Annotated in this window: 18 protein-coding genes; 9 read left to right on the top strand and 9 right to left on the bottom strand. The window is 69.7% G+C overall.

The window, feature by feature from the left end; genetic code table 11:
• Window positions 1–28 precede the first annotated feature (28 nt).
• From BLW75_RS29500 to BLW75_RS29480, 5 genes are read left to right on the top strand one after another with little or no spacing between them, the layout of a single operon-like run.
• Entirely contained in the window at window positions 29–1,273 is a 1,245-nt protein-coding gene (locus BLW75_RS29500) for an MFS transporter (RefSeq protein WP_034305876.1), read from the top strand.
• Between the two features lie 26 nt (window positions 1,274–1,299).
• Window positions 1,300–2,094 (top strand): putative hydro-lyase, encoded by a 795-nt coding sequence (locus BLW75_RS29495; RefSeq protein ID WP_034305879.1) that lies wholly within the window; start codon window positions 1,300–1,302, stop codon window positions 2,092–2,094.
• Complete coding sequence (locus BLW75_RS29490; RefSeq protein ID WP_034305881.1) at window positions 2,094–2,852, top strand: LamB/YcsF family protein; 759 nt, start codon at window positions 2,094–2,096, stop codon at window positions 2,850–2,852. Before BLW75_RS29495 ends, BLW75_RS29490 begins: the two co-directional genes overlap by 1 nt.
• On the top strand, window positions 2,852–3,457 hold the full coding sequence (locus BLW75_RS29485; RefSeq protein ID WP_034306038.1) for a 5-oxoprolinase subunit B family protein: 606 nt from the start codon (window positions 2,852–2,854) through the stop codon (window positions 3,455–3,457). The genes BLW75_RS29490 and BLW75_RS29485 overlap by 1 nt, the downstream gene beginning before the upstream one ends.
• A complete protein-coding gene (locus tag BLW75_RS29480) occupies window positions 3,454–4,311 on the top strand; it encodes a 5-oxoprolinase subunit C family protein (RefSeq protein WP_034305883.1) in 858 nt (285 codons plus the stop codon). Before BLW75_RS29485 ends, BLW75_RS29480 begins: the two co-directional genes overlap by 4 nt.
• A 226-nt stretch (window positions 4,312–4,537) precedes the next feature.
• Here the strand turns inward: BLW75_RS29480 and BLW75_RS29475 are convergent, their stop codons facing one another.
• From BLW75_RS29475 to BLW75_RS29445, 8 genes are all read right to left on the bottom strand, one after another.
• Complete coding sequence (locus BLW75_RS29475; protein WP_091598546.1) at window positions 4,538–5,794, bottom strand: HNH endonuclease signature motif containing protein; 1,257 nt, start codon at window positions 5,792–5,794, stop codon at window positions 4,538–4,540.
• A 125-nt stretch (window positions 5,795–5,919) separates the two neighbouring features.
• On the bottom strand, window positions 5,920–6,549 hold the full coding sequence (locus BLW75_RS29470; RefSeq protein WP_034308656.1) for an alpha-ketoglutarate-dependent dioxygenase AlkB family protein: 630 nt from the start codon (window positions 6,547–6,549) through the stop codon (window positions 5,920–5,922).
• Window positions 6,537–6,674, bottom strand: coding sequence for a hypothetical protein (locus BLW75_RS42960; RefSeq protein WP_158005370.1), 138 nt, complete (start codon window positions 6,672–6,674; stop codon window positions 6,537–6,539). The genes BLW75_RS29470 and BLW75_RS42960 overlap by 13 nt, the downstream gene beginning before the upstream one ends.
• Before the next feature lie 86 nt (window positions 6,675–6,760).
• Window positions 6,761–7,819 carry an alcohol dehydrogenase catalytic domain-containing protein gene (locus tag BLW75_RS29465; RefSeq protein WP_034308653.1) on the bottom strand — a complete coding sequence of 353 codons (1,059 nt, stop codon included), beginning with the start codon at window positions 7,817–7,819 and terminating at the stop codon, window positions 6,761–6,763.
• Between the two features lie 9 nt (window positions 7,820–7,828).
• Window positions 7,829–8,209 (bottom strand): hypothetical protein, encoded by a 381-nt coding sequence (locus tag BLW75_RS29460; protein WP_034308650.1) that lies wholly within the window; start codon window positions 8,207–8,209, stop codon window positions 7,829–7,831.
• Window positions 8,210–8,389: 180 nt separating this feature from the next.
• Complete coding sequence (locus BLW75_RS29455) at window positions 8,390–9,073, bottom strand: metal-dependent transcriptional regulator (protein WP_034308648.1); 684 nt, start codon at window positions 9,071–9,073, stop codon at window positions 8,390–8,392.
• Between the two features lie 35 nt (window positions 9,074–9,108).
• Window positions 9,109–9,558, bottom strand: coding sequence for a GNAT family N-acetyltransferase (locus tag BLW75_RS29450; protein ID WP_034308645.1), 450 nt, complete (start codon window positions 9,556–9,558; stop codon window positions 9,109–9,111).
• A gap of 5 nt (window positions 9,559–9,563) precedes the next feature.
• Complete coding sequence (locus tag BLW75_RS29445; RefSeq protein WP_034308642.1) at window positions 9,564–11,192, bottom strand: amidohydrolase; 1,629 nt, start codon at window positions 11,190–11,192, stop codon at window positions 9,564–9,566.
• A gap of 47 nt (window positions 11,193–11,239) precedes the next feature.
• Between BLW75_RS29445 and BLW75_RS29440 the strand changes: the two genes are divergently transcribed.
• The 4 genes from BLW75_RS29440 to BLW75_RS29425 are packed head-to-tail and all read left to right on the top strand — an operon-like array spanning window position 11,240 to window position 14,550.
• A complete protein-coding gene (locus BLW75_RS29440) occupies window positions 11,240–11,983 on the top strand; it encodes an enoyl-CoA hydratase/isomerase family protein (protein WP_034308640.1) in 744 nt (247 codons plus the stop codon).
• Entirely contained in the window at window positions 11,980–13,524 is a 1,545-nt protein-coding gene (locus BLW75_RS29435; protein ID WP_034308638.1) for an ATP-dependent acyl-CoA ligase, read from the top strand. Before BLW75_RS29440 ends, BLW75_RS29435 begins: the two co-directional genes overlap by 4 nt.
• A complete protein-coding gene (locus BLW75_RS29430) occupies window positions 13,521–14,156 on the top strand; it encodes a TetR/AcrR family transcriptional regulator (RefSeq protein WP_034308635.1) in 636 nt (211 codons plus the stop codon). Before BLW75_RS29435 ends, BLW75_RS29430 begins: the two co-directional genes overlap by 4 nt.
• 58 nt (window positions 14,157–14,214) lie before the next feature.
• Window positions 14,215–14,550: a hypothetical protein gene (locus BLW75_RS29425; RefSeq protein ID WP_034308634.1), complete on the top strand. Its 336-nt coding sequence runs from the start codon at window positions 14,215–14,217 to the stop codon at window positions 14,548–14,550.
• Window positions 14,551–14,645: 95 nt separating this feature from the next.
• On the opposite strand, the gene BLW75_RS29420 is transcribed toward BLW75_RS29425, so the two are convergent.
• Window positions 14,646–15,815, bottom strand: a complete 1,170-nt coding sequence (locus BLW75_RS29420; protein ID WP_034308631.1) for an acyl-CoA dehydrogenase family protein — start codon at window positions 15,813–15,815, stop codon at window positions 14,646–14,648.
• Window positions 15,816–15,852: the final 37 nt, after the last annotated feature.

Raw genomic sequence — 15,852 nt, 5'->3', positions numbered from 1 at the left:
CCCTGAGATTCACCCTCTGGAGGTGCCGATGAACGCGACAGCCACTACCGAAGACACACGCCCCTTCGCCTGGTTCCGCACGCTCGGTTCGCGAGGCCGCCGGGCCTTCGTCGGCGCGTTCGGCGGATACGGGCTCGATTCGTTCGACTACCAGACCCTGCCGCTGGGCCTGGCCGCGATCACCGCCTACTACGGCCTCTCCGGGGGTGAGGCGGGCCTGCTCGGCACCACCACGCTGGTGGTTTCGGCGATCGGCGGGATCGGCGCGGGCATCCTGGCCGACCGCATCGGCCGGGTCCGCACCCTCCAGCTCACCATCGCGATGTACACGATCTTCACCGTGCTCTGCGGGTTCGCGCCGAACTTCGAGACGCTCCTGATCTTCCGCGCCCTGCAGGGCCTGGGCTTCGGTGGCGAATGGGCCGCCGGCGCCGCACTGGTGGCGGAGTACTCGCAGGCGAAGTACCGCGGCCGCACGGTCGCCTTCGTGCAAAGTGCGTGGGCGGTCGGCTGGGCGCTCTCGGTCGTCGTCTACACGGTCGTCTTCAGTATCTGGAGCCCGGACATCGCGTGGCGCGTCATGTTCTGGACCGGCGTCATCCCGGCGCTGCTGGTGCTGTGGGTCCGCCGCAACGTCCAGGACGCGCCGGTCGCCGAAGCGGCCCGCGCCACGAAGAAGGAACGCGGTTCGCTGGCGGGCATCTTCAAGCCGGACCTGCTGCGCACGACGTTCTTCGCCGCGCTGCTGGCCACCGGTGTCCAGGGCGGCTACTACACCCTCGCGACCTGGCTGCCGAGCTACCTGAAGACCACCCGCGGCCTCACCGTCATCGGGACCGGCGGCTACCTCGCGTTCCTGATCTCCGGCGCCTTCATCGGGTACGTCACCGGTGGCTATCTGACGGATCTCCTCGGCCGGAAGAAGACGTTCCTGCTGTTCTCGGTGCTGTCGGCGGGTCTCATCGTCGCCTACACGCAGATCCCGGCGGGCGCGAACACGCTCGTACTGTTCCTCGGCTTCCCGCTCGGATTCTCGATGTCCGCGATCTTCAGCGGGTTCGGCGCGTTCCTCGCCGAGCTGTACCCGTCGGCGCTGCGCGGGACCGGGCAGGGCTTCACCTACAACCTCGGCCGGGCCATCGGCGCCACCTTCCCCGCCGTGGTCGGTTTCCTGGGCGCGGGCGGCGCGATGGTGTTCGGCGCGGTCGGCTACGGCATCGCCGTGCTGGCGCTGCTCGGCCTGCCCGAGACTCGCGGCCGCGAACTGCTGTGACCACAATCGGAAGAGGAGGCACCGCGATGACCACCTTCGACGAACCGGCGACGTTGTCCCCCGGCGAGGCCCGCGCCCTGTTCCGCGCGGGCACGGCCCGCCCGACCACCGGCTGGGCGAACGGGTTCACCCAGACAAATCTGATCGCCGTCCCCGAGGACTGGGCCTATGACGTCCTGCTGTTCTGCCAGCGGAACCCGCAGCCCTGTCCGGTGCTCGACGTCAGCGACCCCGGCGACCCGTCGACCCGGCTGGCGCCCGGCGCGGATCTGCGCACCGACCTGCCGCGGTACCGCGTCTGGCAGAACGGCGCGCTGTCCGGTGAGCTCACGGACGCGAGCGGGCTGTGGCGCAGCGACATGGTGGCGTTCTCGATCGGGTGCAGTTTCACCTTCGAATCGGCGCTGGCCGCGGAGGGCATCCCGCTGCGGCACGTCGACCAGGGCCGCAACGTGGCGATGTACGTGACGAACCGCGAGTGCGTCCCGGCCGGGCGCCTGCACGGGCCCATGGTCGTTTCGATGCGGCAGATCCCCGAAGACCGCGTCGACGACGCCGTGCGCATCACCCGCGGGATGCCCGCCGTGCACGGTGCGCCGGTGCACATCGGCGACCCGGCCGCACTCGGCATCACCGATCTCGGCAAACCCGATTTCGGTGACCCGGTCGACGCGGAACCCGGTGACGTGCCGGTGTTCTGGGCGTGCGGCGTGACCCCGCAGGCGGCGTTGATGGCCTCGCGGCCGCCGTTCGCGATCACGCACGCGCCGGGCTACATGTTCGTGACCGACAAGCTCGACAGTGAGTTCAGGGTGGCCTGATGGATCTCAACAGCGATTTGGGCGAGGGTTTCGGCGCCTGGAAGATGGGCGACGACGACGCCATGCTCGACATCGTCACCAGCGCGAACGTCGCCTGCGGCTTCCACGCCGGCGACCCGTCGGTGATGCGGCGCGTCTGCGAGCGCGCGGCGGAGCGCGGTGTCGTCATCGGCGCCCACGTCGCCTACCGCGATCTCGCCGGATTCGGGCGGCGGGCGATGGACGTCGCCCCCGCCGACCTGGCCGACGACGTGCTCTACCAGATCGGCGCGCTGGAGGCGTTCGCCCGCGCGGCGGGCTCGGGGGTGCGGTACGTCAAACCGCACGGGGCGTTGTACAACACGGCCGCGGTGGATCCGGACCAAGCGGCCGCGGTGGTCGAAGGGGTCCGGCGATTCCACCCCGGGCTCGCGCTCCTGTGCCCGCCGGGGTCGGAAATGGCCAAGCAAGCGGAAAAGGCCGGGTTCCCCGCGTACGCCGAGGCGTTCGCGGACCGCGCGTACACGCCGGAAGGCCTGCTGGTCTCCCGGAAACTGCCCGGCGCCGTCCTCCACGACGCCGACGAAGTGGCCACGCGGGCGGTCGCGATGGCGACCACCGGCAAGGTCGTCGCCGCCGACGGGACCGAGCTGGCCCTTCAGCCGCATTCGCTGTGCGTGCACGGCGACACTCCCGGCGCCGTCGAACTGGCGCGCCGGATCCGTGCGGGACTCGACGGCGCCGGTGTCCACATCGGCCCCTTCATCGAGGCCGCATGATGCGCGTGCTGCCCTACGGGGCGCGTGCGGCCATGGTCGACTTCGACGATCCGTCGGAGGTGCTCGGGCTGCACGCGTCACTGGAGCAGGACCCGCCGGACGGGGTCGTCGAGCTGGTCCCCGCCGCGCGGACCCTGCTCATCCGCTTCGACCCGGGCCGGACCCACCACGACCGGCTCGCCGGCGACGTCCTCGATCGGTCCACAGTGGACGTCAAACCGCGCGAGGCCGCCGAGATCGTCGTGCCGGTGCGCTACGACGGCCCCGACCTCGCCGACGTCGCAGCCGCCTCCGGCATGTCGGCGGAAGCGGTGGTCCGGCGGCACGAGGACGGGACCTACGTCTCGGCGTTCTGCGGCTTCGCCCCCGGATTCGCCTACCTGACCGGGCTCGACCCCGCGCTGCACCTGCCGCGCCGGACGAGCCCGCGCACGCGGGTCCCCGCCGGTTCGGTCGCGATCGCGGGCGAGTACACGGCGGTGTACCCGAACGCCTCGCCCGGCGGCTGGCAGCTCATCGGGCGGACCTCGCTGCCGGTGTGGGACGTCGAGCGGGAGCCGCCGAACCTGCTGGCACCCGGCACCCGGATCCGGTTCACTTCATGACCGCGAAGATCGAAGTGATCCAGCCCGGCGTCTTCACCACCGTGCAGGATCTCGGGCGACCGGGACTGGCCGCGATCGGCGTCGGCCGGTCCGGCGCCGCCGACCGCGGTTCGCTGCGGCTGGCGAACCGGCTGGTCGGGAACCCCGAGAGCCACGCGGCCCTGGAATGCGTTCTCGGCGGTCTCGTCCTGCGGTTCTCCGCTCCGGCGACCGTCGCCGTCACCGGCGCGCCCTGCCCGGTCACCGCCGGCGGGCGGGCTTTCGGTCCCGGCTCGCCGATTTACTTGCGAGCGGGCGAAGAACTCGTTCTCGGGATGGCCTCTCACGGTTTGCGTTGCTATGTCGCGGTGCGCGGCGGCATCGACGTCCCTCCGGTGCTGGGGGCGCGAGCGACGGACACCCTCGGCAAACTCGGCCCGCCCGCGCTTTCGGCGGGGATGACCTTGCCGGTGGGGCAGGAGGTGCTGACCCATCCCGGAGTGGATCTCGCTCCTCTTGCTTCATTGCCCGGCGAACCGGTTCTGCGGGCCGCTCCAGGGCCTCGGGTTTCTTGGTTCATTCCCGGCGCACTGTCCACTTTGGTCTCTTCCGGTTATGTCGCCACGTCCGACGCCGATCGGGTGGGGGTACGGCTCGACGGCCCTGTGCTGTCGCGGGGGCGGGACGGCGAACTGCCGCCCGAGGCCGCCGTGCCGGGCGCGGTGCAGGTCCCTCCTTCGGGCCGGCCGATCCTGTTCCTGGCCGACCATCCGGTGACGGGGGGCTACCCGGTGATCGCGGTGGTGGAGGAAGCGGATCTGGATCTGGCCGCGCAGGTGCGGCCGGGGCAGCGGGTGCGGTTCCGGCTCGTTTGAGGGACCGGCCGCCTGTCTCGCATTTAGTCAGCTGAATGCGTTCACGGGGTCGGCCTATGTCCTGAGGTGCATGGTGTTCCGCCTCGGCGTCCCGGTGGGTAGGCGAGCGGGGCGAACTGGCCCTGGCCGCGCAGGTGCGGCCGGGGCAGCGGGTGCGGTTCCGGCTCGTTAGAGGGACCGGCGCCTGTCTCGCATTTAGTCAGCTGAATGCGTTCACGGGGTCGGCCTATGTCCTGAGGTGCATGGTGTTCCGCCTCGGCGTCCCGGTGGGGTCGAGGTAGCTGGGCGGGGTGAAGTCGGGGAGTCCGTCTTGGGCGATCTGGACTTTCCATTCGCTGTGGTGGATCAACCGGTGGTGTTTGGTGCACAGCAACACGAGGTTGTCGATTTTCGTTTCGCCGTGGTGTCGCCAGAAGACAATGTGGTGTGCGGTGCAGCGGGGTACGGGCATGTCGCAGCCCGGGAACGCGCAACCGCCATCGCGGAGGGTCAACGCGTATTTCTGGGCCAGGGACACGGTCCGTTTGGACCGGCCGATGTCCAAGGGCTCGCCTGCGGTGCCGAGAACACCTGGTCGGACGCGGGCGTCGCAGGCGAGGATGCGGGCGTCGGTGGCGCTGATCGGCCCCACGAGGTCCAGGTGCGCTTCGCCGATGTCCCGGATCAAGTCGTCGTAGGACATGGTGACCAGGATGTGGGTGGCTTCGCCTGCTTGGCCGGGGAGGTTGCGGCTGGTGGTCTTCAACCGGACGTAGTCGGTGAACGCGTCCCCATAGCGTTCGTCCTGGCTGCGGGAGTCCCGCACCCCGTCGATCGCCTTATGGGGTTTGGCCATCGGATCCAGGTCGGATTTCAACCGGGCGTAGGTCTCCAGATCGAGGGTGCCTTTCAGGCCGAGGGTGCCGTCGCGGTGCTTGACGAACCGCAACTCCGGGCGGGTGTCTTTCGGGTCCTCGTTACGGGGTTCTTTCCCGTCGGGGTCGAGTTCGTCGAGCAGACGGCGTCCGGCGCGGGCGATCTGGCGGGGTCCGGCGCGGCGGGCCAACTCGACCAGGATCGCTTCCCCCGCCCGCACGTCTTCTTCCGGCACAGTGGACGGGATACGGGCGAGAGTCTTGATGATGGCGTCGATCTGCGACCCGCCGATCGCGCCCTCCGCCGCGGCCTCGGCCGTGAGGGGCGCCAAGGGTGGTTCGGGGTCCCCGCCGATGGACGGGCCGGGATGCAACGCCAGCACCCGGTCAGCGCGGGCGGAGGCTTCCTTGTCGGTCACCAGGAAGTCCTCGAAAATCAGCGCCGCCAACGTCGAATGACCACTACACCCGCGAACCCCGCGGGAATTGATTTCCGCCAGGATCGCGTTCTGCTCCGCATCCAACCGGCGCTTCAAGACTTCCAGCTCTTGTTTACGGGCATGCAGCGTCGCGGTATCGACGCGCCACCACTCGGTGGACGTCCTCTGGGATGCATCGTCGCTGGCCACGACGTCGACGTTACCCCTGAATCGAACACCCGTGCTATAGCATATTCAGACTAGGCCACACTCCGAATATGAATAAAGATTCATTGCCGCCAATGAGCAAAAGACCAACCGCGCCGGAATGACCCCTAGGGCGCAGGAAGGCCCGAAACCCGCAAAGTGATGTTCAGCCGCCCCACCAGCCCCAGCGCCGGATCAGCGGTCCCCGGCAAGATCCGAGGCACCCCGTGGAAGGCCAGCCGCGACTCCCCGCCGAACACGAACAGATCCCCCGACCGCAGATCCACATCCGTATACGGCCGCCCGCGATCGACCGTGTTCCCGAACCGGAAGACGCACGCGTCCCCCAGGCTCAGCGACACGACCGGCTCCAGCGAGGCCTCGTCCTTGTCCTGGTGCAGCCCCATCTTCGCCGCGGAGTCGTAGAAGTTCACCAGCGCGATGTCCGGCTCGTACGACGACGGGCCATAAGCGGACGAAACCGCCCGCCGTCCCAGATCGCCCAGCCACGAAGGGAACGGGAGCACCGGCGAGCCGTCCGCGGTCACCTTCGAATACCGGTACGGGTGCCAGTGCCAGCCGAGGCAGACCGTCCGCACCGACATGACACCGCCGTTGGGCAACCGCGTCCGCCGGTAGCCACGCCAACCTCGGCACGCTTCGACCAGACGGCGTTGTTCGTCGAGGTCGAGCCAGTCGGGAACATGCACCGCACCGGGCGCGACTTCGTTACGCGGGCGAGGGATCAGCGCGTCCACACGTCGAGTTTGCCAGGGCGCGCGCCGACGATCCGGTGGCCCCGTACCAGGACACCCGCCGCGACGAACCAGCGCAGCATGGACCGGCCGAACCGCGGCCGGGACGGAGCATCCATGACTGTCACGGCCTAGGAAGCTGCCACAAACTGCCGGCGGAAGCCACCTTTCGGACTACTCCGATCGGCCGGTTGACCGCACCGCGTTCACCCGGTCACCGTCCGAATTCGACCACCGTCACCCCGGCGCGCGCGGGCACCGGGTCGTTCATCTCCGCGAGTACCGCGGGGACGTCGTCGAGGCCGGCCCGCCTGCCGATCATGCCTTCGAGGTCGATTCCGGCCGTCTCCACCACCCGCAGCATCTCGGGGTACTCGTGCGCTTGCAGCCCGTGGATGCCGACGATCTCCAGTTCCCCGCCGATCACCCGGTGCATCGGGATCGGCGCGACGCCCTGCGCCGGCGGCATCAACCCGGCTTGGACGTGCCTCCCCCGCTTCCGGAGGCTGCCGATCGAGGCGGCGCAGGTGGTCGGCGAACCGAGGCAGTCGAGGGAGACGTGCGCACCGCCGCCGGTCAACTCCCGGACATGAAGAGCGACGGCTTCGTGGCCGTCGAACGCGGACGGATCGACGACCGAAGAAGCCCCCATCCGCACAGCGAGCGCCCTGGCCTGCGGGGACGGGTCGACGGCGACGACCGACGCACCGGCCGCGACGGCCAGCAGGATCGCCGAGACGCCGACACCACCGCAGCCGTAGACCGCGACCTGCTGCCCCGGCCGGACCCCGCCCTGGCGCAGCACGGCCCGGAAAGCCGTGCCGAACCGGCAGCCCAGCGCCGCCGCTTCGGCAGCGGAGAGCGAGTCGGGCAGGGCCACGAGATTGACCTCGGCGTTTTCGATGGCGACGTACTCGGCGAACGAGCCCCAATGGGTCGCGCCCGGCTGAAACTCGCGGTCGCAGATCTGCTGGTCACCGGCCGCGCACTGGGCGCAGGTGCCGCAGGCGCAGACGAACGGCACCGTCACCCGGTCGCCGGCCGACCAGCCTCGGACGCCCTCGCCGAGGGACGCGATCCGGCCGGCGAGTTCGTGCCCGGCGACGTGCGGCAGCTTCACCGACGTGTCGTGCCCCTGCCAGGAGTGCCAGTCGCTGCGGCACACCCCGGTCGCCTCGACGGCGATCACCACCCCGCCCGGTGGTGCGACCGGATCCGGCACCTCGCGTACCTCGGGCAGCACCCCGAACTCCTCGAAGACGACCGCCCGCACCCGTACTCCCTACGTCTCCCGGCCTCGCTGCATCACGATGCCCTCGCCGGGCACCGTACACCGGGCCGCCCGCCCTCGCGGCGGTCCCAGAAGCCGTGACAGGGACTCCGGCGGTACCCCGAGGATCTCCTCGAGATTCTTGAGCACCAGCAGGGATTCCGGCCGTTCCGGACGGCAGCGGCCGGACTGCCAGTGACTCAATGTCGCGAGGCTGACCGAACACCCCCGCCCTCTGAGCCGGTACCGGATCCGATCGAGACCGAGGCCCCTCGCCCTGATCGCCGCCCTGAGGGCGTTCGCGAACGGCCCCGTCTCCAGCAGCCGCCTGAGCTCACGTCCTTCCGCCACCCCCCGGTCGATGGTGTGTGTCCGCTGACCGGTCATCGTCATCGCCTTCGCACGCTCGCTAGCCACCCGGAATAGCGCAGCCTAGGCGCGGGATCACATGATCGGAAGGGTCTTCGATCACCTATCGGCGCGGCAGGCGGGTGACGTAATTATGCAGAGACGTAGGGAAAATTCCCACCGCGCGCCCCGGCCGATAGGTGTCCACAGTGGACTTGCCGGGGCTCAGCGCAGCGCGACCGACAGCGCCTGCGCGATCTCCTTGCCGATCGCGTGGGTCGCCGCGTCCGGCGGCGAGCCGACCTTGACCACCATCGGGCCGCCGAACGGCTGGCGCTCGACGACCTCGATGCGCTCGCCGAGGCCGATGGAGTGCTCGGTGAGGTAGCGCAGGAGCTCGGGATCGGTGTCCCAGACGCGGACGATCTCGCCGACCGCGCCGGGCGGGAGGTCGTCGAGGATGCGCATCGGCATCTCCTCGACGCTGCCGTCGGGCGCGGGGATGGGGTCGCCGTGCGGGTCGCGCACCGGGTTGCCGAGCTTCGCGGCGATCCGTTCGACGAGCCTGTCCGACACGGCGTGTTCGAGCGCGTCGGCCTCGGAGTGGACCTCGTCCCAGGTGTAGCCGAGTTCGGACACCAGGTAGGTCTCGATCAGGCGGTGGCGGCGGAGCACCGAGCGGGCGAGCAGCCTGCCGTCGGTGGTCAGCTCGATCCCCCGGTACGGGACGTGCGCGACCAGCCCTAGCTGGGACAGTTTGGTGACCATGCCGGACGCCGACGACGGGCTGACCTCCAGCCGTCCGGCCAGCGACGTGTTGGTGACGGCCTCACCGCGTTCCACCAGCCCGTAGATCACCCGGACGTAGTCCTCCACGGACGACGACCTGCGGCTTGCCCCTTCACCCATGGGTGCGAGTTTACGGCTTGCCGCTCCCGTGCGACTCACCCAGCGTGCGGTCGCCAGCGGTACCGGATCCAGCCAGGGACGGGTTCGGCGCCGAGCTGGGCGTAGAACGCCTCGCCCTTCTCGTTGCCCTCCTGCATGTCCCATTCGACCCGGCCGGGCGACCGCGCGGCCAGCTCGTCGAGCAGTTCCCTCCCGAGGCCGAAGCGGCGGTGTTCCGGGCGCACGAAGAGGTCGTCGAGCCAGATCCCCGGCCTGGCCTCCCAGGTGGAGAAGTTCCAGCTGCAGAAGGCGAAGCCCGCGACCTTGCCCGGCTCACCCGGAGGGGTGGCCAGCAGCACCCAGGCCTTCGGGTCGGGTCCGAAGAGGAACCCGGCCATCTCCTGCCTGTCGAGCTTCAGATCATGTTTGTCCTCGTAGACCGCGTGCTCCTCGATGAGCGCGCAGATCTCCTCGATGTCGTCCGCGACCGCGTCCCGCACCGGCATGGGTCTCAGCTCCGTTCGTAGACGATGTCGCCGCCGACGGCGGTGGCGACGACGTGGATCGAATCCCAAGTGGACTCGTCGGTCGGGTCGGCCGAGAGGACGGCGAAGTCGGCGAGCTTGCCGATCTCCAGCGTGCCCAGGTCCTTCTCGGCGAAAGCGGCGTACGCCGATCCGTACGTGTATGCGCGCAGCGCCTCGGCGGGCGTGAGCCGCTCATCGGGACCCAGCACGACACCGGACGCGGTCTTCCGCCGCACCATGTCGGCCAGCGCGAGCAGTGGCGCGCCCTCGACGACCGGGCGGTCCGAGCTGGCCGGGAGCACGCATCCGGCGTCGAGCAGGCTTTTGAGGCGGTAGCACCACGGCTCGCGCTCGGGGCCCAGCGCGGCCCGCATGCCGTCGCCGATCTCGTTGACGAACCGGCCCTGCGGCGACGCGATCAGCCCCAGTGACGCCAGCCGCTTCAGCTCCCCTGGCCGCAGCACCGCGCAGTGCTCGATGCGGTGCCGGTGATCGGGCCGCGGGTCGGCCTTGAGCGCGGCCTCGTAGGCGTCGAGGACGACGGTGATCGCCCGATCGCCGATGGCGTGCGTCGCGATCTGCCAGCCCGCCTTGTGCGCGGCGGCGATCGTCCGCGCGATCTCGTCCTCGGGCACCTGGAAGTAGCCGACGTTGTCCGGCTCACCCGCGAACGGCTCGTGCATCGCGCAGGTCCGGCCGATCAGCGATCCGTCGGCGAACAGCTTCATCGCGCCGATCCGCAGCCATTCGTCACCGAACCCGGTGCGCATCCCCAGGTCGAGACCGTACAGCGCTGATGGCTCCTCGGCGGGAAAGCGTGCCTCGGAGCGTGCCCCCGCGTCGAGGTCGTGGAGCACGCTCGCCGCGACCATCACCGTGCTCCGCACGCGCAACACCCCGCGCTCGCGTGCCAGCTGGTACGCGGCGAGCTCGGCGGGGGTCTCCCCCACGAGGCCCCCGCCGATCCCGGCCTCCTGGACACTCGTGATGCCTTCGGCCAGGTATCGCTCACTCGCCCTGTCCAGCCCGCGGACGACCCGCTCCACCGGCGTCGGGTAGGTCAGCGGCCGCAGCATGAGCTGGGCCTGTTCCCGCAGGAGTCCGGTCGGCGAACCGTCCTCGTCGCGGACGACGTCGCCGCCCAACGGCACGTTCTCCAGGTCCAGGCGCTCCAGTACCGCGGAGTTGACCACGGTCATATGCCCGGACGTGTGCTTGAGCCGCACGAGGTGCCCCGGGGCGGCGCGATCCAGCCCCTGCCTCGTCGGATGGCCGCCCACGAGCTTGTTCTGGTCATAGCCGCTGCCGATGATCCAGCCACCCGGCGGCGTTTCGGCCGCGCGCCGCGCGACGGCGTCGTACACCTCGTCGACGCTGCGGCAATCCGAGAGGGCCACGTCGTCGAGCGCCATGCCGAACCAGGCCATGTGGTTGTGCGCGTCGTGGAATCCGGGCACCACCACCGACCCACCGAGATCCACGCGTCGCTTCGCGGAAAGTGCGGCCGCGTCGTCGCCTAAAGCGACGATTCGTCCGTTCAGCACCGCAAGCGCTACGGAGTCCTCCGTTCCGGTGAGGAACCGGGCGTTCTCGTAGACCGTGTCGACCCGCATGGATCCGACCCTATCGATCGATCGATCGGTCGTCTAGGCTCGGCGTCATGAGCACCGTGGACTACGCACTCGACGACGGCATCGCGGTCATCTGGCTGAACCGCCCGGAGCGGCTCAACGCGGTGGTCGCCGAACTGGTCGACGACCTGTTGGAGGCGCTCGACGCGGCCGCCAAGTCGGACGCGCGCGCCGTCGTGCTCGCCGGGCGGGGACGGGCGTTCTGCGCCGGTCATGACCTCAAGGAACCCACCCCCGAGGGGGATTCACGCCCGCGGCTCGACCGGCTACAGGACGTGACCCGCCGCCTTCGCGGGCTGCGCCAGCCCGTCATCGCCGCGGTCCACGGCTACGCGATCGGAGCGGGCGCCGAGTTCGCGATGGGCTGCGACCTGATCCTCGCCGCCGAGGACGCCGTGTTCGCCTTCCCCGAGGTCTCCTTGGGCCTGAGCGTCACGGGCGCGGCGTCGCGGTTGCTGCCGCTGCTGGTCGGCCCGCTGAAGGCCAAGGAGCTCCTGCTGCTGGGAGAACGCGTGAGCGGCACGGAGGCGGCCGGGCTCGGCCTGGTCAACGCCGCCCTACCCGTCGACGACCTGATGGACACCGCCCTCGCCTGGGCGGCCAAGATCGCCGCGCATCCGGCGGCCGCGGCCACGATGGCCAAACGCGCCCTCGATTCCGGCATCGACAGCTCCCTCGACGCCGCCCTCGAACTCGAAGTCAGCCACGCGCTGATCACCGAGCACTCCGCCGAGGTCGCCGCCTCGGCCGAGGCGTTCCGGAGCCGGACATGACGTCGCTCGCCGGGATCGACACCCTCCTCGGCCTGACCACCAGGGCCGCCGCGCTCTGGCCGGACAAGACGGCGTGGATCTTCGACTCCACCGGGGAGAGCTTCACGTTCGCCGACGTCGACGCGCGCAGCACCGAGTTCGCCCGCGCGTTGCTGGAGCTCGGCGTGGAACCGGGCGACCGGGTCGCGGTGATGCTGCGCAACCAGCCCGAGTTCCCGTTGCTGTGGCTGGCACTGGCCAAGATCGGCGGGGTGCTCGTCCCGGTCAACACCGGGTACCGCGAGTTCGACGGCGCCCACGTGCTCCGGCACTCCGGCGCCAGGTTCGCCGTGGCCGCCGAGGAATTCTTGGAGCTGCTGAACAAGATCGCGCCGGAGACCTCGCTGGAACACGTGCTCACGCCCGGCGAACTCACCGCGTCCGGCGCCACCCCGGTCTTCGCGACCGAAGCCGAACGCCCGGTCAACATCCAGTACACCTCGGGAACGACGGGCGCGCCCAAGGGCTGCGTACTGCCGAACCGGTACTGGACGACCCTCGCGATCGGCCTGGCCTCGGACTACCCGTCGGTCGGCACGGACGACGTCATCCTGACCGCGCAGCCGTTCCACTACATCGATCCACAGTGGAACGTCGCGCTGGGGCTCGCGGGCGGCGCGACCTTGGTGGTACTCGACCGGTTCCACCCGTCGACGTTCTGGGACAAGATCCGCGAACACGGCGTCACCTGGTTCTACTGCCTCGGCCTGATGCCCACCCTCCTGCTGCGGCAGCCGGAAAGCGAGCTGGACAAGGCGCACCAGGTCCGCGCGATCTGCGCTTCGGCCATCCCGCGCGACCTGCACGCCGCGCTCGAAGCACGCTGGGGCGTGCCGTGGTACGAGGCCTTCGGCATGACCGAGACCGGCGGCGACATCCGGATGTACCCGGCGGATCACGACGAGACCGTCGGGACCGGCTGCCTCGGCAGGCCGACGCCCGCCCGTGAGGTGGTGATCGCCGGCGAGGACGGGAAACCGCTGCCGCGCGGCGAAACCGGCGAGCTGCTGATCCGCGGGGTCGGCCTGATGCACGGCTACCACGACGATCCCGAAGCGACCAGGCGCGCGTTCGACGGCGGCTGGTTCCACACCGGCGACCTGGCCACAATGGACGCCGAAGGCCGCGTGTACTACGTGGGCCGCACCAAGGACATGATCCGCCGCAGCGGCGAGAACATCTCCGCGGACGAGGTCGAACGAGCGTTGCAGCTGCATCCGGCGGTCGAACTCGCCGCCGTCATCGCGGTGCCGGACGACATCCGTGGCGAGGAGGTCAAGGCGTACATCGTCCTCGACGAGAACGAGGGGCACCGGTGTGAACCGGCCGAACTGGCGGAGTTCTGTTCGGCGAAACTGGCCTACTTCAAGGTTCCCCGGTTCTGGGCCATCGCGGCGGAACTGCCGATGACACCGTCGGAACGGGTCGCGAAGGGCGAGCTGAAGAAGGCGGGCGACCTCCGCGCCGGTACCTGGGACAGGACCACGGAGACCTGGTTGTGAACACCCGCGAACGCGTCCGGCAGGCGGCGGTGAAACTGTTCGCCGCCAAGGGGTTCCACGGCACCGGCATCCGGGATCTGGCGCAGGAGGCGGAGCTGTCGTCCGCCAGCCTGTACCACTACATGGGCACCAAAGAGGATCTGCTGGTCGCCATCATGAACGAGTCCCTGCGGCGCCTGCTCGACGCGGCCGAGCGGGCGACCGCCGGGCTCACCGATCCCGTGTCACGGCTCGGCTCGCTGGTGGCGCTGCACGTGCTCGCGCACGCCATCCAGCCGGATGACACCCGCGTGGTGGACAACGAGGTCCACGCGCTCACCCCCGGCGCCAGGAGCGAAGTGGTGGGGCTGCGCGACGCCTACGAAAGGCTGTGGGCGGACGCCATCGAGGACGGTGTCGCGGCCGGCGTCTTCCACACCGACCAGCCGTCGGTCACCCGGCTCGCACTGGTGGAGATGTGCAGCGGGGTCGCGCGCTGGTATTCGCCGTCGGGACCGCTCACCCTGGATCAGCTGGCCGCGCATTACGCGGAGCTGGCGCTGCGGGCGCTCGCCTGCGAAGGCCGGCTGGACGTCAGGGCGTTGCAAAACTGCCGTGAAGTGGTCTCAGGAGTGTGGCGAGTGCCCGTTTAGCGGCGACTCATACCCCGTACGCCTTGCTCAGACGGCTTCTCTGGGGGACGCTCGAAGGGTGACTGAGCAAACGATCCAACTCGAACTGGACGACTCGGGTCTCTCGCCGGCGTTGCCGGTGCCTTCGAACCCCCGTGATCAGGTGCAGGACGTCCCCTACCGCCCGGTGGGCTTCCGCGACGACGACCTGCCCACGGCGCTCGAACGGTGCGCGACATGGCTACGCCAGGCTCAGGAGTGGCTCGGGGAACCGGTCGATGTGCTGGCCGTCCATCTCGACTACGACGACCGCAAGGGTTCGCCGTACTACGACGTGAAACTTCTCTGCAACGAGGAGGACCTCGCCGGGGTCCCGATCGCGATGCGGAACCAGAAGGACGAGGACGAGGACTAGAGAGACCGACGCAATGAAGGGGCCTTTCCTCGCGAAATCTGCGAGGAAAGGCCCCTTCATCGCATGCGGGCAGCCTCAGGCGGCGTCAGGCAGTGTCAGCCCAAGGTGCCGCCGACCTTGACGTGCCCCTTGAGCAGGTTGCGCGCGATGGTCCGGCGCTGGATCTCGTCGGTGCCCTCGTAGATCCGCAGCAGCCGCAGTTCGCGGTACCACCGCTCGACCGGCAGTTCCCGCGTGTAGCCCATCCCGCCGTGGATCTGCAGGACGCGGTCGACGATCTCGTTCGCCTTCACGCCGCCGTACAGCTTCGCCATCGACTGCGCGTGCCGCGAGTCCAGCTTCTGGTCGACCTGCCAGGCGGCGTGCAGCACCAGCCAGCGCAGGGCCTCCAGTTCGGTGCCGGAATCCGCGATCATCCACTGGATGGCTTGGCGCTCGGCGATCTTCTGCCCGAACGTCTCCCGCGTGTTCGCGTGCTCGATGGCCATGGAGATCAGCCGCTCGCAGGAGCCGATCGCGCGGGCGGGCAGCAGGTAGCGGCCGGCGCCGATCCACTGCATGGCCAGGTCGAAACCGTGGCCGAGCTCGCCCAGGATCTGCGTCTCCGGCACGCGGACGTCCTCGAAGACCAGTGACGCCGGGCCCCATTCGCCCATGGTGTCGATGTACTCGGACTTCCAGCCGGCGTCGCGGTCGACGAGGAAGCACGTGACGCCGCCGTTCGCGCCCTTCTCCGGGTCGGTGATCGCGAAGACCATCACGAAGTCGGCCTCGTTACCGCCGGTGATGAAGGTCTTCTCGCCGTTGATCACCCAGTCGGTGCCGTCCTTGCGGGCGGAGGTCCGGATGGCCTTGGCGTCCGAGCCCGCGCCGGGTTCGGTGATCGCGAAGCACGACTTGCGTTCGCCCGAGATCGTCGGGAGCAGGTAGCGCTCCTTCTGCTCGTCGTTGGCGTAGTACAGGATGTTGTCCGCGGCGCCGCCGAAGCGGAACGGCACGAAGGTGCGGCCGAGTTCGGCCTCCAGCAGCGCGGTCATCACCGCGGACAGGCCCATGCCGCCGTACTCCTCGGGCGTCTGCACCCCCCAGAAGCCGGATTCCTTGGCCTTCAGCTGCAGTTCGCGCAGCTCGTCGGCGGTCAGGCCGGGCTGACCGGCGCGTTCGCGGCGCAGCACCTCCTGCTCACGCGGCATGAGGTCACGCTGGACGAACGTGCGGACCCAGTCGCGCACCTCGCGTTCCTCGACGCTCAGAGAGAAATCCATGGTCAGCCCGCTCCTGTTCGACAGTGCCCTAGCGCTG

Source organism: Amycolatopsis lurida, from assembly GCF_900105055.1.
Lineage (GTDB): Bacteria > Actinomycetota > Actinomycetes > Mycobacteriales > Pseudonocardiaceae > Amycolatopsis > Amycolatopsis lurida.
This window is presented reverse-complemented; position numbering and strand designations above follow the sequence as displayed.